21 protein-coding genes and 1 pseudogene are annotated in these 20025 nt (G+C 54.3%); 8 read left to right on the plus strand and 14 right to left on the minus strand.

The window, feature by feature from the left end; translation table 11 throughout:
- The 5 genes from K1V27_RS20670 to K1V27_RS20690 all read left to right on the plus strand — a co-directional run.
- Positions 1-1126, plus strand: a 1126-nt coding sequence (locus tag K1V27_RS20670) for a V-type ATP synthase subunit A (RefSeq protein WP_258932157.1), incomplete at its 5' end; no start/stop codon positions are given.
- Complete coding sequence (locus K1V27_RS20675; RefSeq protein ID WP_258932158.1) at positions 1119-2417, plus strand: V-type ATP synthase subunit B; 1299 nt, start codon at positions 1119-1121, stop codon at positions 2415-2417. The genes K1V27_RS20670 and K1V27_RS20675, both read left to right, overlap by 8 nt.
- Positions 2418-2534: 117 nt before the next feature.
- A complete protein-coding gene (locus K1V27_RS20680; RefSeq protein ID WP_258932159.1) occupies positions 2535-3164 on the plus strand; it encodes a V-type ATP synthase subunit D in 630 nt (209 codons plus the stop codon).
- Positions 3161-4909: a V-type ATP synthase subunit I gene (locus K1V27_RS20685; protein ID WP_258932160.1), complete on the plus strand. Its 1749-nt coding sequence runs from the start codon at positions 3161-3163 to the stop codon at positions 4907-4909. Before K1V27_RS20680 ends, K1V27_RS20685 begins: the two co-directional genes overlap by 4 nt.
- Before the next feature lie 50 nt (positions 4910-4959).
- Entirely contained in the window at positions 4960-5430 is a 471-nt protein-coding gene (locus K1V27_RS20690; protein WP_258932161.1) for a hypothetical protein, read from the plus strand.
- A gap of 451 nt (positions 5431-5881) precedes the next feature.
- Here the strand turns inward: K1V27_RS20690 and K1V27_RS20695 are convergent, their stop codons facing one another.
- From K1V27_RS20695 to K1V27_RS20725, 8 genes are all read right to left on the minus strand, one after another.
- Entirely contained in the window at positions 5882-6196 is a 315-nt protein-coding gene (locus K1V27_RS20695; protein ID WP_258932162.1) for a hypothetical protein, read from the minus strand.
- A 553-nt stretch (positions 6197-6749) separates the two neighbouring features.
- Positions 6750-7028, minus strand: a complete 279-nt coding sequence (locus K1V27_RS20700) for a hypothetical protein (protein WP_258931492.1) — start codon at positions 7026-7028, stop codon at positions 6750-6752.
- Positions 7029-7038: 10 nt separating this feature from the next.
- On the minus strand, positions 7039-7224 hold the full coding sequence (locus K1V27_RS22995) for a transposase (RefSeq protein ID WP_353740638.1): 186 nt from the start codon (positions 7222-7224) through the stop codon (positions 7039-7041).
- Between the two features lies 1 nt (position 7225).
- A complete protein-coding gene (locus K1V27_RS20705; RefSeq protein WP_258932163.1) occupies positions 7226-7441 on the minus strand; it encodes a hypothetical protein in 216 nt (71 codons plus the stop codon).
- Between the two features lie 273 nt (positions 7442-7714).
- Entirely contained in the window at positions 7715-8680 is a 966-nt protein-coding gene (locus K1V27_RS20710) for an ADP-ribosylglycohydrolase family protein (protein ID WP_258932164.1), read from the minus strand.
- Positions 8673-9167: a hypothetical protein gene (locus K1V27_RS20715; RefSeq protein WP_258932165.1), complete on the minus strand. Its 495-nt coding sequence runs from the start codon at positions 9165-9167 to the stop codon at positions 8673-8675. The genes K1V27_RS20710 and K1V27_RS20715 overlap by 8 nt, the downstream gene beginning before the upstream one ends.
- Entirely contained in the window at positions 9139-11541 is a 2403-nt protein-coding gene (locus K1V27_RS20720) for an REP-associated tyrosine transposase (RefSeq protein ID WP_258932167.1), read from the minus strand. The genes K1V27_RS20715 and K1V27_RS20720 overlap by 29 nt, the downstream gene beginning before the upstream one ends.
- Before the next feature lie 452 nt (positions 11542-11993).
- Positions 11994-12377 (minus strand): putative DNA binding domain-containing protein, encoded by a 384-nt coding sequence (locus tag K1V27_RS20725; RefSeq protein ID WP_258932168.1) that lies wholly within the window; start codon positions 12375-12377, stop codon positions 11994-11996.
- Between the two features lie 41 nt (positions 12378-12418).
- Between K1V27_RS20725 and K1V27_RS23000 the strand changes: the two genes are divergently transcribed.
- Both K1V27_RS23000 and K1V27_RS20730 read left to right on the plus strand, forming a co-directional pair.
- Positions 12419-12664 (plus strand): DUF5372 family protein, encoded by a 246-nt coding sequence (locus K1V27_RS23000; protein WP_353740639.1) that lies wholly within the window; start codon positions 12419-12421, stop codon positions 12662-12664.
- 49 nt (positions 12665-12713) lie between these two features.
- The gene (locus tag K1V27_RS20730; protein WP_258932169.1) at positions 12714-12875 is read left to right on the plus strand and encodes a hypothetical protein; all 162 of its coding nucleotides are present in this window, start codon (positions 12714-12716) and stop codon (positions 12873-12875) included.
- A 278-nt stretch (positions 12876-13153) separates the two neighbouring features.
- Here the strand turns inward: K1V27_RS20730 and tnpC are convergent, their stop codons facing one another.
- Genes tnpC through K1V27_RS20750 form a run of 4 tightly spaced genes read right to left on the minus strand, consistent with a single transcriptional unit; the run spans position 13154 to position 16364 of the window.
- On the minus strand, positions 13154-14722 hold the full coding sequence (tnpC, locus tag K1V27_RS20735; protein WP_258932170.1) for an IS66 family transposase: 1569 nt from the start codon (positions 14720-14722) through the stop codon (positions 13154-13156).
- Positions 14698-15585, minus strand: coding sequence for a DUF4338 domain-containing protein (locus K1V27_RS20740; protein WP_258932171.1), 888 nt, complete (start codon positions 15583-15585; stop codon positions 14698-14700). The genes tnpC and K1V27_RS20740 overlap by 25 nt, the downstream gene beginning before the upstream one ends.
- A gap of 51 nt (positions 15586-15636) precedes the next feature.
- The gene (gene tnpB, locus K1V27_RS20745) at positions 15637-15972 is read right to left on the minus strand and encodes an IS66 family insertion sequence element accessory protein TnpB (RefSeq protein ID WP_258932172.1); all 336 of its coding nucleotides are present in this window, start codon (positions 15970-15972) and stop codon (positions 15637-15639) included.
- Positions 15969-16364, minus strand: a complete 396-nt coding sequence (locus tag K1V27_RS20750; RefSeq protein WP_258932173.1) for a hypothetical protein — start codon at positions 16362-16364, stop codon at positions 15969-15971. Before K1V27_RS20750 ends, tnpB begins: the two co-directional genes overlap by 4 nt.
- A gap of 183 nt (positions 16365-16547) precedes the next feature.
- Here K1V27_RS20750 and K1V27_RS20755 point away from each other — a divergent pair, with 183 nt between their 5' ends.
- Entirely contained in the window at positions 16548-18746 is a 2199-nt protein-coding gene (locus tag K1V27_RS20755; protein ID WP_258932174.1) for a recombinase family protein, read from the plus strand.
- A 29-nt stretch (positions 18747-18775) separates the two neighbouring features.
- Here K1V27_RS20755 and K1V27_RS20760 read toward each other — a convergent pair.
- Together K1V27_RS20760 and K1V27_RS20765 are read right to left on the minus strand one after the other, a co-directional pair.
- Positions 18776-19072 (minus strand): annotated as a pseudogene (locus tag K1V27_RS20760) (ATP-binding protein); the annotation flags it as partial.
- A 386-nt stretch (positions 19073-19458) separates the two neighbouring features.
- Complete coding sequence (locus K1V27_RS20765) at positions 19459-19887, minus strand: hypothetical protein (protein WP_258932176.1); 429 nt, start codon at positions 19885-19887, stop codon at positions 19459-19461.
- Positions 19888-20025: the final 138 nt, after the last annotated feature.

The following is a 20025-nucleotide window of genomic DNA, read 5'->3' on the forward strand; positions in this document are numbered from 1 at the left end:
CGTTTACGAAGAGCGCATGCTTCCTTCACAGCCACTCATCACCAAGCAACGGATCATTGACACCTTTTTTCCCATCATGTTGGGCGGCAGCTACTGCATCCCGGGGCCCTTTGGTTCCGGTAAAACCGTGCTGCAGCAGATCACCAGTCGCCATGCGGAAGTGGACGTGGTGATTGTTGCGGCATGCGGCGAGCGTGCCGGAGAGGTGGTCGAAACGTTGCGCGAATTTCCGCATCTCGCCGACCCGCGCACCGGGCGCACTCTGATGGAGCGCACCATCATCATCTGCAACACTTCGAGCATGCCGGTTGCAGCCCGGGAGTCCTCCATCTACACAGCCGTCACATTGGGCGAATATTATCGACAGAATGGACAGCATGTACTGCTGTTGGCCGACTCGACCTCGCGCTGGGCGCAAGCCCTCAGAGAAATGAGTGGACGTCTGGAGGAAATTCCCGGTGAAGAGGCGTTTCCGGCCTACTTGGAAAGCTCCATTGCCCGCTTTTATGAGCGCGGCGGAGTGGTCCGCCTGCGCGATGGAAGAACTCCTTCGCTGACCATCAGCGGTGCTGTCAGCCCGGCGGGCGGAAACTTCGAAGAACCGGTGACCCAGAGCACCCTCAAAGTTGTAGGGGCCTTCCTCGGTCTGTCCTACGCACGATCCTATGCAAGAAGATTTCCAGCCATTGACCCGCTGGATTCATGGTCCAAATACCAAGGGATCATTGAGCATGATCAAGTGAGCTGGGCGCATTCTTTTCTCAAAAAGGGCCGCAGCATTTTTGAAATGATGCAGGTGGTCGGCGAAGAAGGAACCTCCACTGAAGACTTCGTAGTTTATCTCAAATCCGAATTGCTTGACTCAGTTTATCTCCAACAGAACTCTTTCGATGTAGTGGATGCGGCATGTTCAGTAGGCCGTCAACGCTATCTCTTCGACCTGGTGAGCAAAGTTCTCTCTCACCGCTTCACCTTAACCGACAAGGAAGAGGCTCGCGACATGTTCTTCACCCTCACTGCATACTTCCAGAACTGGAAGTATGCACCGTGGGAAAGCGCTGACATGGGCGAGGCCGAATTCAAAATCAACTCTTGCCTTGCCAATGGGGAATCCGTCAATGCGTAAGTATTACACTCGAATAGAAAACATAGCAGGCAACGTAGCGACCCTCAAAGCCTCCCACATCGGTTACGAAGAATTGGCGGTCATCCAGGGCAAATGGGGTCAATCGCTTTGTCAGGTCATTCGCATGGCCGGCGAGGACATCTACCTGCAGGTCTTCTCCGGCACCAGAGGGTTATCCACCGGGGATCAAGTGAGCTTTCTCGGATCATCCATGCGCTTCAATTTCTCAGATAATCTGTTCGGCCGCATATTCTCAGGCGGCGGCGAACCTCGAGACCACCGCAGTCCGCTGGCCGAAAACCTGGTGGAGGTTGGAGGTCCTGCCGTCAACCCTGCGGTCCGCCTGATGCCCCATCAAATGATTCCAACCAACATTCCCATGATTGATGTCTTCAATACTTTGGTTGAAGGACAGAAACTGCCGATTTTTTCCATCCCCGGGGAGCCCTACAACGAACTGCTGGCGCGCATCGCCCTGCAGGCTGAAGCCGATGTCATCATCCTCGGCGGGATGGGACTCAAATACGACGAATACCTGTACTTCAAGAACCGACTGGAAGCAGGCGGCGCCATGGCGCGCTCCATCCTGTTCATTCACACCGCATCCGACCCCGTGGTCGAGTGTCTGCTGACACCCGATCTGGCCCTCACCGTAGCCGAGAATTTTGCCGTCCGAGGCAAGAAGGTCCTAGTGCTCCTGACGGACATGACAAATTTTTCAAATGCGCTCAAGGAAATTGCCATCACTATGGAACAAATCCCCAGCAACAGAGGTTATCCTGGGGACCTCTACTCGCAACTGGCCGCGCGCTATGAAAAAGCGGTCGTGTTTGAAAATGGCGGGTCAGTGACTATCATGGCTGTCACTACGATGCCGGGCGATGATGTGACTCACCCCGTGCCCGACAATACCGGCTATATCACCGAGGGACAGTTTTACCTCAAAGGCGGCTACATCGAACCGTTCGGTTCGCTCTCGCGCCTCAAACAACTGGTCAACGGCAAAACCCGCGACGACCACCGCGCCATCATGGACGGCTGCATTCAGCTCTATGCAAAATGCCGCGAAAGCCGCGAGAAGCGCGCCATGGGGTTTGAGATGTCGCCGTGGGATGTGAAACTGCTCAATTACGGTGAAGCTTTTGAGAATCGCATCATGGACTTGTCTGTCAACATCAACCTGTTTGATGCACTCAATCTTTCCTGGAACATCCTGGCGGAATTCTTCGAGCCTCGTGAGACCGGCATCCGCTCCAGTCTCTGTGAGACTTTTTGGCCTCAGCGGAACTAGCCGATGGAAGAGAGGATTTGGTCTTCATCGGACACAACAAAAATGCCTGCTTCGGAGACAAAGATCCGGCGTCCAGGCTGTGCAGACAAAACTGAGGCAAAGAGGAACTGACCCACTATGGCGGGCAAAACAAAGAAAACCAGACCCGAGCTTCTCAAGCGGCGGCGTCTTTTGGCAGCCTATGAACGCTTTCTGCCAACGCTGATTCTCAAGAAACAACAGATTCAGATGGAGATTCTCAAGGTTCGCACCGCAGCTGCCCAATCGCGCACAGAAATCACCCGGCGCATCACGGCCAATGACAGCTGGCTGCCTCTTTTCAGCGAATCCTTGCCTGGTCTCGTTACGCGGTTGGTGTCGGTGGACCGGGTCGAACTGGGAGAAAGAAATGTCGCGGGCATTGCACTGCCGACCGTCATAACAGTCCATTTCATCCTAAAGCCCTATAGTCTTTTCGCCACCCCCCCATGGGTCGACCAGGGTTTGGCTCTTATCAAGGAGCTCCTGGAATTACGGGAAACCATCAGAGTTCTCAGGGAGCAGGAAAGGCTATTGCAGAAGGAACTGCGCAAAGTGACCCAACGTGTCAATTTATTTGAAAAAGTCATGATTCCACGAACCCGGGAAAGCATTCGTATCATTAGAATTCAGTTGGCAGAAGAAGAAACCGCCGCGGTGGGAAGGGCCAAGATCGCCAAAGGCAAGTCGGCCGACCAAAGCCGGTCGGTTCAGGAGGTTTCAGCATGATCACGCCCATGAAGAAAGTCCTGATTGCCGGTCGTGCAACGGATCGGGACAAGGTGTTATGCGCGCTGCGTGATGAAGGAATTGTCCACGTAGAGCCGGTCTATCCTGAACTGGTTGCTGCTCCCCCAAACCTGCAAAAACAAATCGACCAGGCAGCCAAAGCCATTGACAGCGTGGCAAAGCTCAAGCCCATACCCGAAAAAGATTCCTCTCTCAAAGTCTCTCCTGCCGATCTCGTAGAGCAGGTGAATGGATTGACTGAAGAGCGGGCGCGTTTGCAGTCTGAACTGATGGACCTCAAAAAACAGCCAGACTCCGTTGCCCCTTGGGGTCGAATCCATCGAGAGGATCTCGATGGTCTTCGCAGGGCCGGATTAGCGGTTGAATTTTTCATCTGTCCCGATGGGTTGCAGGACCTGATTGAAGCGGAGTTGATCCACATCGTAACAAAACAGAGTGGGCTCGTTTACCTCCTGGCCATCTCCCGCCAACCGATACCGAGCACTGCCGCAGCGACACGCATTCTCCAGCCGCAAAAAGACCGTTTCCAGCTGGAGCAGGAACAAGCAAACCTCACAGCTGAGCTCGACCATATTGAAGATGCACTGCGCGCATTGGCAGCCCGACGCGATGCTATGAAAGCATTCCATGCAGAGCTTGAGCAGAATAAGCGGTTTGCAGAAGTGGAACTGAGCCTGATGAGTGAGGGGTCTGTGTTTGTTCTCAAAGGTTGGCTGCCTGCATCCGCTGCATTTTCACTGGAATCAAATTTTGCCGGCAAAGGGCTCAGTATCGGTATAAAATTTTCCGATCCGGATACCGATGAGCTGCCCCCAACCAAACTACAGAATCCCTGGTGGTGCAGACCCATCCAGGTCCTCTACAAGGTGCTCGGCATAACGCCAGGCTATCACGAGGTGGACATCAGCCCATTCTTTCTGCCCTTTTTGACCATCTTCACCGCGATGCTGTTTGCCGATGCAGGCTATGGGCTGGTCGCTCTGGCAGCTCTTTTACTCGCCTATAAGCCCGCCACGGCCAGGGGAGTTCCCAAGGACCTGTTGCAACTTTTCCTCGTGCTCTTTGCAGGGGTAGTCAGCTACGGCCTAATGACGAATACTTACTTTGGGGAAACCCTGATCAAGCTCACCTCATTCGATTCCATGAGTCCGGATGGAGAGGCTTTTCTGAAGAAATGCTGCTTTTTCCTGGGGGCATTGCACATCTCCATCGCACATCTTTGGAAAATTCGCCGTGCGCCCATAGGGCTAGCCTCCCTTGCAGAGTTAGGCTGGGTGTTGTTCGTGTGGGCCATGTTTGCCCTGGTGAATGTTCTGGTGCTGGGAGAAACTCAGCCGCCCTGGATGATTCCGCTATTTGGTGTCTCCCTGGGGCTGGTGCTGGTTTTTACTTCCCCTTCCTGGAACCCTGTCACAGCCCTCAGCAGAGGACTGGGATCCATTGCGCTCAGCGCCGCAGCTTTTTTGTCGGATATTATCAGTTACATACGGCTCTGGGCGGTGGGGTTGGCGGGAGGAATCCTGGCCGCCAGCTTCAATGAACTGGCAGGACCTCTGCCGCTTTTTTTTGCCGTGGTCATTCTGGTCGCAGCCCACTTCATGAATATCGCACTGTGCATGGTTGCGGTGTTCGCTCATGGAGTGAGGCTCAATCTTTTGGAGTTCTCCAACCATGTGGGAATGGAATGGAGCGGTCGGGAGTATGAACCTTTCCGCAAGAATTGAAAGATTTCTTAACCGTTCAATGTCGCTAAAGCTTAACGAGGAGATGCAAAATGTTGGATGTAATGGGAAAGTTGGCAGCTGGGTTGGTGCTTGGTATCGGTGGAATAGGCAGTGCATTCGGCATCGCTGCAGCTGGAACAGCGGCTGCAGGCGCCTGGGCGAGTGAAGGAAAAGCAGGCAAAAAGCTATCCTTTCAATATATCATCATGGTCGCCGCTCCAATCAGTCAAACCCTGTACTCCATGATTCTTATGAATGGCATGCTCGTTAAGGCGGTCACCCCGACCAACACCATGCTGTTGCTTGGTGTGGCCATCGGCTGCGGTTTTATCGAAGCGTTTTCGGCCTATTTTCAGGGAGTGATTGGGGCCGCAGGAGTTCGGTGTCTCAATGAAAATGGAGGGAAGGGATTCGGCCTTTTGATCATCGCCATTGGCATCATTGAAACCGTTGGTATTTTCGGCATGGTATTCGGTCTCACAATCCTCAAAGCAGCTCAGGCCGTCGGCGCCGCCCATTGATCGGCGACCTCCCCAGGGTACCCCCCCTTCAGTTCCCGCTTTCCTTCCGGCTCGCCGTCCTCATTCCAGGCGACGGCGAGTCCCTCGCGACTTCAGCAGATGACAGGGTTCAAATAGCACCTCCAGTGTGGGGTCGTGAAAATCAACTGAAAAGCCGAGGCGCCGGGTGATCCCGTTTCCATTCGTAGCGCGACCCCTTGCGGGTTGCATGGACAGCCCTCTTTTGCAAGGGACAAGCCCTTGCGCTACGGTTTACAAGAAGGATTGTGATAAGAATGATTTTCACCACGCCGCCTCCAGTCTCTCTTTTGAGAGAAAACACCCAGGTACGATGATTCGGGTTGGACGATTGCCGCAGGTGACAACAGGGGAAAAGCAACGGGCAACCAAGTTTCCATGACCCTGATTGCCCGTGTGTCTTGCAGATATTCCGTGCTTGCGAAGGTTAAGATCACCTCACTTTGATTGTCTCATATTTGGTCACATTGATGGTCCTGTCTCCTTCAGCGTCTTGGGTTATCTGCCCGGTGACCTTGACCATTTTTCCTCGCTGCGAAGTCAGGTCCTGCCCTGCCAGATGGTACCTGATTCCAGAAGTCATGTCCCGCAACACCAGGTCGCCCTTGTGCGGCTCAAGAATTCCTTTGACCGTGCGATCCTTCGCCTTGGTATCCATCCCATAAGTCAGGGGCATGAACACTGTAAAGACAAATAAAATCGACATGGTAGCGGCCACTGCTTTGAATACACTTCGTCTCACTTTCATTTTGCTGGTTTCCTTTCCTGATTTGTTGATGGTAGCCATTGACTGCAGAGGTCATCTCCTCCCGATTCGAAACTGTCTGTGTCCGGAGTTCCAGACGGAGAGGACTATTTCACGGAAACCACAATGGCGATATCGGCGGATGTCTGATATTTTTGTAGGAGGCATTAGCTCGCTTCTGCCGGTTTTACTCTTACAAAATGGGCGACCGTCCCAGAGCATTCGACAGTCAGGTGAGGTGATAAGAAATCGCTTTTTTGAGGTTTTTTGAAAGCAGGTGTTGGTGGTACTGTCAAGGGCAAGTCAAGGCCATTTTTGTGCGGATTTCATGGTGAGCAATGACAAACAGCACCACGGTGTGGCACCGTGGCGGTTGCATGATCGGCATATTTCGACGCAGATCGAGTTTCGCGCACGTTTTCTGGTTTGTGGAGGAGTTGAAAGAGGGTATTTGACCGCGTTTGCGGGCAGACTACTCCTGTGGTAGCCGGTCAGGGATTTGTCCAGCGCCCTGGTTTAGTGGTATCTGTAGGCGGGCTCTTCATATCCGGGCCGGTCACGCCAAGGCGTGGGCGAAATCTTCGATGACAACCGGCCCATCGCCAGGTGTTTTGGTTTTTCCCTCATGAAGATCTGGGTGCTGTTTCCACAGTCCCAGATGGCCGAGGATGCGCTCGATCACGGCGGGTTCGTGAATCAGGCTTATGATCTTCATGTCATGGCCGCAGCGGGGACAAGTCAAGGGATCCACCTCGTAGATCTTCTTTATCAAGTCTCGCCAGTCACGCCATGGGCGTGATTGATGGGATGCGCGCAGGCTGGTAGTCTGAGACATCAAGTCCCGCTCAAAGCGGGATCACTTCATTGGCGTTCTCGCCCTGGGGCGGCTCATCCCCGGGCCTTAAAACACCTTTCTTGATTCTGTCTCCTCTGCTTCTACTGGAATACCACCCATAGTATCTGACCATCTGAAAATGCTTATCCGGGATATGCTGAGTGATGGCGGCGATGAATTCCTCGGCGCTGAAAATTTCAAAATTCTTTTTGTTGCTCCCACGCCTGCGGCGTGGTCATGGCCGAGCGATAGAGGACCTTGCCGGTGTCCTCGAAGTAGGTGATCTTCTGTTCAGAGAACGCGTTACGCAGGATGTATTCGGCCAGCGCTTTTTGACCGTCACTGTCGTCTCGGGTCACGCCAAGGGCGTGATTGCCGGCATGCACACTGAAGCCGCTGTGGCGCCAGTTCATCAGTTTATCAATGAGCTCGTCCTTGATTTTACCCTCACCTTTGAGTCACGCCTTGGCGTGACCAGGACCTTGGTGCGGAAGATCTCTTCCAGCTCTTTCAGATCCTTTTTGGGGAGGCAATAGAAGGTTGCGTTCGGGCGAAACAGCCCGTCGGCGATCACGCCAAGGGCGTGACATGGAGGTGTGGATGAAGCTTCACCGCCTGGCCCCTACCGTGCAGCAGGCCGGTGGAGGTCTATGAGCAGCTGGAATTGTAATTCGTCCAAATTTTTCTCAGTATTCTTTTTCCCGAATCAACCCTTCGGCCAGCTCCAAAGCGTCCATGGGCCAGCAACACTCGGGGCGGGGACGGCGCACATGCGGTTTTACGGCCGCAGGGCGGCAGTTCAGCACACATTCGGTCCATTGGGCGGGAATCGCGTTCCGGCCCCACACAGCGCCCAGAAGCGCCCCACAGATGGCGGCGTTGGTGTCGGTGTCTCCGCCGCGCATGACGGTGTCCACCACGGCTTCCTCCAGATTCGGGGCATGCAGAAGCTGCCACAGGGCGTTGCGGAATGCCGTTAAGACCCACCCCTGCTGGTGGACATAGTCGGAGGGCGGTGCCTCGGCCGCTCCCCGGACCGCTTCCAGGAGGCTTCCATCCACCTCCATGTCTACCGCCCAGGTCACGATCTGCTCGTACAGGCTTCGGACGTCGCACCCATGGCGGACGGCATGGGCAATGGCCATCGTGAACAAGGCGTTGGCCTGCCGGCAGACCGGATGGGGATGGGTGATCGCAGCATCCTGGCGCGCCCACTCGGCCACATGCTCCAACTCTTGGTTGGCGCCAAAGATGCCCAGCGCGCTGATCCGCATCAGCGCTCCATTGGCCTGGCTGTCGGGATTGGGTCGTCCCCGCAGACCTCCGGCAACGGTCATGCCGCAATCGAAGGGCCCGGAGTCCAGCCAGAACAGGTAAGCCTTCCTGGCTTCCTCGGGATCATACCGCCCCCGATCCACCAGCATACGGGCCAACAACAGAGCCATCTCGGAATCGTCGGTCGGTTGGCCGGCAATCGTGTTCCAAGTGCCTCCGTCGGCAAGTTCCCGGACGCCGTTGGCATACTGCCGTCGAATCTGTTCGGGGGTCTGAAATTCGACCAGGCTTCCCAGAGCATCACCGGCGAGCTGCCCAAGGAGACAGCCTTGGGCACGTTCCAACATTTTTGCATGGTGCAACTGACTACTATTCATCAGGCCCCCGGTGCGCCGTGGCATCCTCGTCGATCCAGTCCTCCTCGGTGCATGACATGCCCTTTCGCCCCGGCACCTTGCGCGTCGGTCCGGCCTTGTAGAGAGCACAGCTTTTCGGGCCGTAACAGAAGGTTTCAAACCGGTACTGTTTCTTTGACGGATTCCAGTGGTCGATGATCATCTCCACCGGCATCCGGCATCCCCAGATACAGGTCGAGCATTTGATGGCGTAGGTCCGGGCGTCCAGACGACGATGCCCACGGCTGCGGTAGGTCTCCAGGTCAGGCGGCACGCCGAGGAAAGGCGGCCCGGCAGGAATTTCACACTCGGCATCCTTGACCACCTTGAGCCCACTCGTCTTGTAGAACGCCGCCGTCTCCTTGCGCGGGTCTTCGACCGGCACGGAGGAACCGTTCAGCTCCATGCCTGAATGAAATTGGTGCTTTTGGTGCGCAGCTTCACCGACGGCGATCAGGAATTCGTCCACCTGCCCGCCGCAGGTCCCGTTGATGCGAAGCACGTACCCCAGGTAACCGTGGGACCGCTGATCGAAAGACCGCGTGAGCCGTATGCGGGGCTGGACGGCCACGACACGGCCTGACCAAGATATTTTCTTCGAGCTTGCCTTTACACCGAGCATTACTCTTCCACCGATCCTTCGAGTTTGCACGGGACCGGAGGATGCGCCTCCCCCCGTGCCCCCGCGCCTGAGAATCCTCGCGGGCAACGGTCTGCTCCGTGTCCTCGATCAATTTGGTGACATTCGGGTCCTTCTTGAAGCAGTAGCGGACGCCGTCGTAATGCAGGTACAGGCATGTATTACGAAGCTCGGATAAGACGGCGGTGGCCGTGATGTTGTCCAGATCGGGACCGACGCAGGCCGCAAGCAGTTCGTTTTCCGTAACGCCGGGCGGCAGTGTCTCGTCGCTGCCCGAGCCCTCACGCTTCAATCCGCCAAACGAATACAGAAGGATGGCCGTGGCGATGCGTGTGGCGGGTTTCACACTGGCAAGCGCGGGAGTCTCGCGTGCCATCCGGTCGTCGATGCGTTTCGCCCGGGCGTTCGGACCGTCGATATCCGCCGTGATGACCGGGTCGTAGTCGTTCTGTACCCCGAGCTCTTTGAGCATCTTCACCCGGACATCCACGTCCTTCACCGGCACGTCTCCAGGCCCAAGAAGCGCCTTGGCTCCGTCGTTCTTCTTGAGGGAATGCATGCAGGAGGCAAGGAACCGCAGCGCGCCGCGTGTCCTCTGGAAGGTATCCACCGCGGCCCAGCGTTCCCTCATGATGTCGATGAGCGCGGGATGAAACGGATAGGCGGCCCGCATCCGATCACGCAGGAGGCGGCCTTCCTCCTCGGCCTGCCGGCGCTCGGAGGGGGTTTCGGCATGAGCCCGCCGCATGCCGGTTATAACCTCCTGATATGCCATAGCCACATACCGGCCGAGGTTTTTCTTGCCTCCCTTCTTCTTGCAAAGCCAGGTCTGTTTGACCAATGGCACAGTAGCCCCGCACGAGGGGTTTTTGCAGCGGACGGTCCGCGTCCAGAGATAGGCCACGGGCATGAGGTATCCGGGAGGGATGCTTTCGACAGATGAATCAGGTGGCACAGGCATCTTGCCTGTGCATTCATAAAAACCAATCCAATCCTCGGGCGAATTAACAAGTTGCCTTTTCACGGGGTTATTGCGGATATAGTTCCACTTCTCCAGAAACTCGCCTTCATCCCTGACAATCCGGTCGAAGGATTCATCCTGCCATACGGTGCCGGTTCTGCGCATGAGGGCATTGATTTTGTTGGCGGTGAACGACTTGATGGAATGAAGGATCGAAGACAAGGAATACCATTGGCCTTTTTCAATTTCCGTAGGTTGCAGAAGCATGTGTACATGGTCTGGCATGACTACGGCAGACCACGGATTGTATCGCTCACCGTCAAAATATCGGCAGGAATCGAGAACGATTGTTCGCACCTCAGGAGTTAACTTGATGCCTTTGATCCGACATGTCACAAAATAGGTCGATCCACCGATTTGCCAGTGCGGCAAGTTTCTTCGAGTTTTGTAAAGATCCAGCTGCACAGGCTGGAAGCCTGTTCCACCATTTTCTTGCTTCTTTTTCCTGTACTCGGGGTCCGGTATGAGCGGGTAAAGGTCGCCGATTTCGGCCTTGACCTTCTTGAGCACCCATTTGCCCCAGTAGCGGACCTCGTTAGCCAGACCGCCCCAGGTGGTTTCGCCCTTCACGTTCTTGAGGCCGGTCATACCGCGGGCATTCGGATCGGGCTTTCCGTATTTCTGCGGATAGACCAGGGTGCAGAGTTGTATGATGTGCGCCACCAGGTTGAGGTCAAGGGCGTAGGCTTCACAACCGAGGCGTAGGGCCTCCAGGGGAATTGCCCCGCCGCCTGCGAACATGTTCAGCACCTTGGGACGCGGGGCGCGGCCTTCCTCGATGTCCTCGACAGTGACCTTCTTGCCGGTCTCTTCGGTCAACCGCTCGGCGTGGGCTTCGAGAATGTGCCGCTGGGCTTCCTTGATGACGGTCGGATTGCCCGGATACTTGCAGAGCCGCTCGATAAACTTGGCCGCATTGGCCCGGCCCAGGCTCTGTTTTTTGTTGTCCGGCCCGTTTTCCGGGATAAACCGCGATGCCGGCACGAGAGCCCCATATACTGCCGCACGGCACGCCACCAGTGGCCGTCTTGCCCACCACAGATGCAGGGTCGAAATGTGCCCCTTACGGACCGATTTTTCCCGCGACGCTTCGGCGCTGATCGCCTGTATCGGTAGGAAATCTTCTATGAGTCTGCGGTCGTCAGACATGGATTTCATCCCTGGAATCATTCGTTTGTTCATCCCACATTTCCCGATATGCGTTGACGTAAAAAGCCGTTGCCTCCGGGTCAATTTCAAAGTAATGGCGGCAGAGCCTTTTGTATAACGCCGGTATTTCATCGTCGAAACAGAAGTCGAGCATGCCGTCAAGGCAATGTTCGATGCGCCTTGAATCTCGGCATTATGTCTTCAAGATGTCATCGACCTCGGTCGAATATTGTGGTACAGCCTCACGGGCAAGCTCTTTTGTGATCTTGGCCGGTTCGCCTATACGATTAACAAGATCATCCATCTATGATTCTGTTTTTTTCTTCATCTGTGCCCGCTACCCCCGCTTGGTTCCTTTCTGTTTTGCGTCCGATTTCCAAGCTGACCGGGCATGCCCCTTTGTCCCCTTTGTGGCCCAATTGGCCCATATATGGCCCAATCAAATTTAGCGTCACTCGTGAAAAGCTTTGGCCCAATTGGCCCTTTTATGGCCCTTTGCGCTGTAATTTGTAATAAGCACCTTTCCCTCTTGTTCCAACTTTCATGAAAAGTCCCTTCTTGACAAGATCGGCAAGATCTCGATGCGCAGTACGCTTGGAAACTCCCATGAGCTCTTGGTATTCGGAATTCGCGATCTGCCCGACTCCCTTGACATGAGTCACTGCCTGAATCTGCCGCTCATTCAGGTCATACCTGGCCATCACTTCCGTCGTCAGCCAATCCCGCCAAAGGGTCACCACCCACTGGCCCGCCCGCTGCTCGAAGTCCGGCTCCGGAAGCTCGGCGGTTTTACAGCGTTCGATCATATCCAGCGTGCCGCTGCCGGCCTTCTCGATGTATCTGGCAAGGTAGAGCGGTTCGGCGACCATCTCACACTGCGCATATTAACTCAAATTTTCGGACTTTAAGAATCGTCCATCCACATCACCCTCTTTTTGGGCAATTCGTTCCCCTTGTGAAAGTCTGGGAACACAAGAAAAAACGCTACTACGTTATTCAACTCCCGGATAAAAGCAATACCCGCATTCCGCTCCACTGGGCAGACCAAGGCAAAACGCCTCTAGCGGAATTGACGGCCGAGCAGCCTGTTTTTACCCTCGATTCAATCAGAGAATTAGTCTTGCTCATCAGAAACCTCAAGGCTTCAAAGGACTGAGAGTCGCTACTATGCTTTTCCATTCCACACCGTGCAAAGGAGGAAGGATATGGAAAAGCAACTGCACCTTTTTCGACGCGACATCAACTGCTCCACTATTTGGCCGCGGCTGCCGGAGGAAAGCAGGCAAAAAATCGAAGACATTTTTGCTGAGTTGATCATCGAGCAACTGAGCTCACTTTCCGAGGAGATCAAAGATCATGAGAAATGACAGTGTGCTTTCGGCAAGCCTGCGCAGGCGATTTTTTTTCATAGGGAGCGGCGCAGCGATTTTGGCGTGATTTGGTATGGGCATGAGGCTGGTCGTGCCCAGAAGCCGAGACTCAGAGGGAGGGTGGCGTGGTGTGGCCCCACGGTGCGGCAAAACGATACCCATGAGCCCGGGTAATGGGCAAGCTTGGGTTGTCGCTCGGCGTTGAATTTTCCGGCTGCCTACCGACAAGGGTGCAGGGAACTGATGTAGATAGCGAGTGTTCCGAGGAGCCGTGACTACGGAGGGCTTGAAAGTGCCGCCTCATAATTCCACGGCATCCATCGACTGGGATTCCGTGCAAGCTCGGATGCATTCCGCAAAAGAGTTGTGAGATAGTGGAAGGCGTTTACCCCCGTCAGATGACAGGTGTGGATGAGGCTCATGAAGAGGTCTCCCACCCAAGCTCCCCGCTGAGTCTTGTAGAAAAGGGAGTTGCGGCGGTGTCGAATGGCCATCTTAAGGGCTCTTTCACAGATATTATTGTCAAGGGGAGCACCGGGAACCCTGAGGAAGAGAGTGAATTGCTCCCAGCGCTTGAGCATGTATTGGATGGCGTTTCCCAGGCCTGAGTTGGGCTCGATCTTTTTGTCATCGAGTTGTGTCTCCATCCAGCTTTTTAGCTCATCCATCACGGGGCCGCTTTGCTTTTGATGGAATTGCAGTCTCTCTTCTGGCGACATATTGCGCTCTTTGGCCAGGGCATCATGGTGGTAGACTTTGGCCAGGTTCTCTATGACGAATCGGCACTCTTCGGGAAAGGCATCGAGCACCCCGACGAAGTTCCTGCGAGCGTGGCTCATGCAGTTGCACAGCATGGTCAGGAGGTCCGCCGACATGTTGCGAGACAGAGCGTCGCACATCTGGATGGGAAGAGAAAGCTCCTCGATCCTTTGCAGGAGGAGGTCCCTTAAGTTTTCGCCGGCGTGTTGCGTGCCGGTAACAAAGCAGGCAATGGTTCTGTCTTCCGATTCACAAACCAGTCCTGTTGTGAACGTGCCGGTTCTACCGTCGGTTTCCTCCCGTTCCTTTTTCTTGGCGTTAAGAGCGAGGACCTTCATGTGGGTGTCGTCCTGATAGATTCTTTCCGCCTGTGCTGCCTCGTGGGTCAGGTGATCGAAGACAGGTTTGAGGGTGGCGGCGTGTTCATTAACGATCTCCCACTGGGTGGATGCGGCAAGAGGAATACCGCAGCCGGCCTGCAGCTTTTCGAGCCGATGAAAGGGCAGTCCGAAGCCATAGCGTGCCAGTGCAACCATGGCGCCGACTGTCTCGTCATATTTTTTCTCGCTCGCCTCAGGGGGCTTTTCGGCAGTGAAAATCTCGCCACAGAGATTGCAGCGGAATTTTTCGAGCAGGTAGAGGATGGCCTGAATGGGAGCCGCGGCAAAGAAGTTCAAAAGGACTCCGGGGTCGACTCGATAGACCCGGCCTTTCTCACATTCGGGGCAACGGTCACCGTGCTCCAAAGAATCATGAGCCACAGCGACTTTGTTTGCGCCGGTATAGTCTTGTGCACTATTTCGACCGTGCCCCTTTTTGCGAGCTTGCCGCTCGACACCGGCATCTTTGTTTGCGCTCTCCTTCAGTACCCGTTTGGAGGTCTCCGTTTTGACCCCGAAGATCATGCGGAGAAGGCGCACGATGGATCTGGATTTACTCTGGAGAAGGTCTCGAAGGTTTGAAAGGGCACAAACCAGGGAAGCCAGAAGGGAAAAATCTTGCGGACTGAGGCACTGCTCAGCCCTCTTGAGAAAAGCGTCAAGCTTTTCCGGATCGAGTTCTATTGAGGGAAGCTTTGTTGACATAGCTTTTCTCGAAAACGCCTGGTGAGCGGATATCCCCATACAGCTTTTAGAGAGCGGTTGGGTTTCATGGTATGGTCATTTTTGCCCCGTCCCGTTGTCAGACCGAGATAGATCCAATTGGCAGCCTGGTAGCAGGTGCCTCGGAAACGCTCGGTGTCCACGAAAGTCTCGAGAAAATAAAGGGGGTGTCCGTAAACCTGCTGCCAGTCCGAAGAGATCCTTCGCACCACTTTCGACAGCAGATGGGACGCGAGATGGGGTACCGAAACCCATGGCAATATGAGAAAGCGGCTGTTGTAGGCCAAAAAGTAGAGATTGTCACGACGTTGCCTGGCTGTCCAGCCGATGACACGGTCTCGTGAGCCAATATGGCGAGGCGGCGATGACCAACTGAAACAGGCGATGGGCCGCTCGCAAGCCATCACCAGGTACTTGAGATGCTCGCCCACCGGCTGGCAGTAGCCCAGGTAATGGTAGTGCTCAACGAGACTGTTGAAGAGTCTCTCCAGCGGCCCCCTTCGTACCTGCTGAAACTCGAACTGCGGTAGTCGCGACAAGCGGCCACTTATAGGGGTTTGATCGATCTCGCACGGTTCTGGCCTTTTACGAACAGCCAGTGGGTTGTGCGGAGTGAATTTCTTGGGTGGGAGTTCGATATGGCCCGCCCTGTCAAGTTCGAGCATGAGTGAGCGGCATACCATGTCACGAAGCTCTCCGTTGCGTTGCACCCAGTTCCATGCTCGGCACAGCCTGCGGGAGAGCTTGCGGCGGCTGTCGCCTGGATGATCCGCTATCAGAGAGCGGATGAAGGCGACGTCCTCCTCGGTCACTGTCTTGGCTCTGTAGATTAGTATCGTTTCCACGTGAGGACATCTACCACGCGGAGACCTGGAACGCAAGATGAAAATGCGAATCTACTGCAATTTTCTGAAAAACTTCACCACCCCTTGGGGAGTAGGGAAGTTCCAGATGAGGTTCTGAAGCTCGTGGGCATCCATCTGACTCCTGTCAGGCCAAACCTGGAACCGCCCGCTCGATAGCCTCTTTTGACAAAGCCAGAACCCCTGACCGTCGTAGCAAAGGACTTTGATGGTAGTCCTGCGGCGGTTGAAAAAGACAAAGACGGTTCCGGAGAATGGATCAGCATCGAGCACTTGGCGGCAGATGCGCGAAAGTCCGTCAATGCCTTTGCGAAAATCAACAGGCCTTGTGCAGGCAAGTATTCGCATCTGAGGGCTGATCTGGATCATCGGCTATGGCTCACAAAGCAGCTTATGAGATGCACGAGCTCAGACTGAAGAGCGGCATCCGTCTCGATTTTCAGCTCAAAGCCAGAAGGAGAGCGCAGTTCCATAACGCATGGGGATACGGAAAATAAAGAGGGCACCTTCACCTCGACAAATTGTGAAGCCATGCTTTTGCCCACTCGTTCATGAATACGTTCCTTGAGCTGAGTGTAGTTGAGCCGAAGCGTCCTCGCAATTCGCAAGGTGGGATATGAGGCGGAGAGATCGACCGCCGCCCGCCAAAGCTCCTCGGGGATACGATCCCGCTTCTGTCGTGAGCGACGCCACTGTTCAAAGGCGTCACATACTGTCTGCAAATCTTGCGGTTCTTCCGGTAGGTGCCGCTCTTGCTTCATCGGCTGTTCTCCTTCCTTGCTAAGGGTTCAGCCGATCATAGCACCTCGGGCTGGGGAGTTCATGCAGGCTTGCCGAAAGCACACGGCCGCGGCTGCCGGAGGAAAGCAGGCAAAAAATCGAAGACATTTTTGCTGAGTTGATCATCGAGCAACTGAGCTCACTTTCCGAGGAGATCAAAGATCATGAGAAATGACACCAAAATCACTTCTTCCCACTTGCGCCGTAATGCTTACATCTACATCCGCCAATCCACCGAACATCAAGTCCGCGACAACATTGAAAGTCAGCAGCGCCAATACGAGCTCGTGGACCTGGCGCGACAATACCGTTGGAGTGAAGAATCCATCATCGTTATTGATGACGACCTGGGCAGATCTGCCAGTTCTACTGTGGGCCGAACCGGTTTCGCTAAACTGGTGGCGGATGTAGCCCTCGCAAAAGCTGGCATCATCTTTGGTCTTGAAGTCTCCAGACTGGCAAGAAATAATAGGGACTGGTACCAGCTCCTGGATCTGTGCTCCCTGACCGCAACCCTTATTGCCGATACAGATGGAGTTTATGATCCTTCCTCCTTTAATGATCGCCTCCTCCTTGGCTTGAAGGGAACCATGAGTGAAGCAGAGCTCCATATGTTAAAGAACCGAATGTTGCAAGGTCTCTACCACAAGGCCCAGAAGGGAGAACTTCGGTTTCATCTTCCTGTAGGCTATCAATTTGACGAAGACGGCAATATCATCAAGTCCCTTGACGAGCAGGTGACTCATCTTATTGATTTAATCTACCAAAAGTATTTCGAAATCGGCACCATCAATGGCGTCCTCAAATATCTCCTGGAAAACAATCTGCTGTTTCCGCGAAAAGCATCCTTTGAAAAAAAGATTCGCTGGGTGCGCCCATACAACAAGGCTGTCCGAGACACCCTCGTAAACCCTCTCTACACTGGAGCGTACGTTTTCGGCAGAACCAAGGTGGTCAAAGAGCTGGACGAGCATGGCAATCAAAAATCGCGCCAAAAGGTCCAAGCCATGGAAGACTGGGATGTCATTATCCACGATCATCATCCTGCTTATATTTCTTGGGAAGACTACCTTAAGATCCGTCAACAGATGGAAAAAAATGCCGCTGCCGCCAAATACCAGGCCAGTCAGGTGGTTCGAGAAGGCTCGGCTCTTCTTCAGGGGCTTGCTCGGTGCGGCAACTGCGGCCGCTCGATGCATGTAAACTATCATGGTCAAGCTCAACGGTCTTACCCCTATTACGTATGTAATATGGCCAACCGGAATTTTTCAGACAGATACTGTCAATCCGTTGGTGGTCGCCGAATCGACCAATTCGTGGCACAAACTTTACTTGAGGTCGTTGCGCCCGCTAGTCTAAATATCCACCTGCGTGCTCTCCAACAAATCCAACAAGAGCAAGATATTGCCTTGAAGCAACTGGAGCTCCAGTTGGAAAGGGCCCAGTATGAATCCGATCGTGCCTTTCGCCAATTCGATGCAGTCGAGCCTGAAAATAGACTGGTTGCCCGCACGCTGGAGCGCCAATGGAATGAATCGCTAAAGCGTGTCGAAGAGTTCAAAGCCCGCATCAGGAACCGTAAGCAAAGCTTTAAGGATCGGTTGTCAAAAATCGAAATAGGGCAAATCCAAAGTCTCTCTCAAGACTTGCCGGCCGTTTGGGGCGCGGCCACGGATAAAGATCAAAAACGTTTACTCAGAGCTGCCATCGAAGAAGTCTACCTGGCCAAAAAAAATCGCGACGTCGAGGTCAAGATTGTGTGGGCCGGCGGCGCCGTAACGGAAAAAGTGGTCCATTTGCCCAAGGTGAGAAGCAAGCGAGCCACATCGCTCGATTTGGTGGATCTGGTGCGCCGCCTTGCCGAAAAATTCACCGATGACCAGATCGCTCGCATTCTTATCCGTCAAGGTCACAAAACACCCACCGGGTTACCCTACAACGCTCATAAAGTGGCGAATCTCAGGCGCAGCTATGATATCCCTCGCTTCCAAAAACCAAAAGATGAGCAGCACAAATCCTACACAGCGCAACAAGCATCGAAAGTTCTTCAAGTCAGTGTTCCCACCATTCACGGCTGGCTCAAAGCCGGATTTATCAAAGGTCAGCAAGTCACCGATGGCGCACCATGGGAAATCTTTTTAACGGATGAAGACATCAAACGCCTTACAGCCCAGGACGTACCGGCAGGCTGGGTTCCTTTACACCGCGCCGCCAATGAATTGGGAGTTTCCAAACAGACCGTTCTCAATTGGGTCAAATCCGGGAAGCTAGAATACATCTATGTCACCAAAGGCAATCAAAAAGGCTTAAGAATTAACGTGAATTCAACCACTTGTCGTAAACAACTCCATCTTTTCCAATAAATTTTCTACATTGGAGGTTAGTATGAAACCATCGCTTCGGCGATAAGGGGGTTCCGGGGTATGGACGGGTGAGGTTGTCTGAGCAGATCGGGCGTGAGCGGGGGCGGTAACTCGCCGGGGTTCCACACCTCCAACCTGTCGGCGAAAAGCATGACCTGCACGCTGGCATTACTGCTGTAGTCGCGATGGGCAACAGCATTGACGATGGCTTCCCTTACCGCCTCCAGGGGCAGCTCGTATTCCACAGGGGCCTGAACGCTGTGTGCCCGGGTGCCGATGCGCCGGTTGACCTTCGAAAGGACGACGTCCAAAGCCTGATCGGTGAGGTGATAAGAAATTGCTTTCTGACGATTTTTGGGTAGCAGGTATGGTGAGATGGGTCAAGCACATTTTTGTCTCGATTTTGGACCGTATGTCACTATCATACACGCGCTCAGGGGCAAGATTGAAGCAAGTCGTTCGTTACGATAGCTTCTTGGTGTGGAGGGGACGGCAAGGTGTCTGCCCGGGCCCCGGATCCGGGGGTCCGGGCGGACACGCGGGCAAACTGCACCTGTAAGGGCTTGTCGGGACTGTCTCCAGTGCCAAAGCCACGCCAAGGCGTGGGCGAAATCTTCGATGACAACCGGCCCATGTTCCGGTGCTTTTGTCTTCCTCCCGGATGGGGCCGTTTGCTGTTTCCAGGGCCCGAGATGGCGGAGGATGCGTTCTATCACGGCCGGCTCGTGAATAAATCCATTAGAACTTCTTGTACTACCATTCTGATAATCTTTTTCTTGACGGCGGGGTCGGTTTTCGGGTGCCGCCACACTTCCGGAAGTCGCCGGGAAAGAGAGTGGATTGTCTGTAGTTCTTCCAGACTCGGTTTCGGGACCTCTCTTCTTTCCTTTTCAATTCGTTCTTTCACCTCATTAAGGTCCTGGAGCTTTTCATTCCATCTTCGCTCCAGTTCGGCGGCAACCAGCCGATTCAAAGGGTCAGGGTCCACTTTGTTGAACTGCAAAAAGCCCCAATCGGCTTCATATTGGGCGCCCTCAAGCTCCTTTTCAAGATAGCTGATTTTCTCTTTACGCTGCCGGCTCACAACATCATGTGCCGATAGGGCCGCTTGGATGGGATAGTAATATCGAAATTTCAACATGATAGCGTGGCCCTACCCCGGTCGCGGCCCTGAGAAAAACCCCCGGCTACCCGCTTGGGTAATTCGCCCAATGAAGATGCGAGCAGGTTTCGAGCAATGATCGACCATAGGTGTCCTTATGCACACTGCTTACTGCCC

The sequence above is a fragment of the Desulfoferrobacter suflitae genome, from assembly GCF_022603395.1.
Classification (GTDB): Bacteria; Desulfobacterota; Syntrophobacteria; order Syntrophobacterales; family Syntrophobacteraceae; genus Desulfoferrobacter; species Desulfoferrobacter suflitae.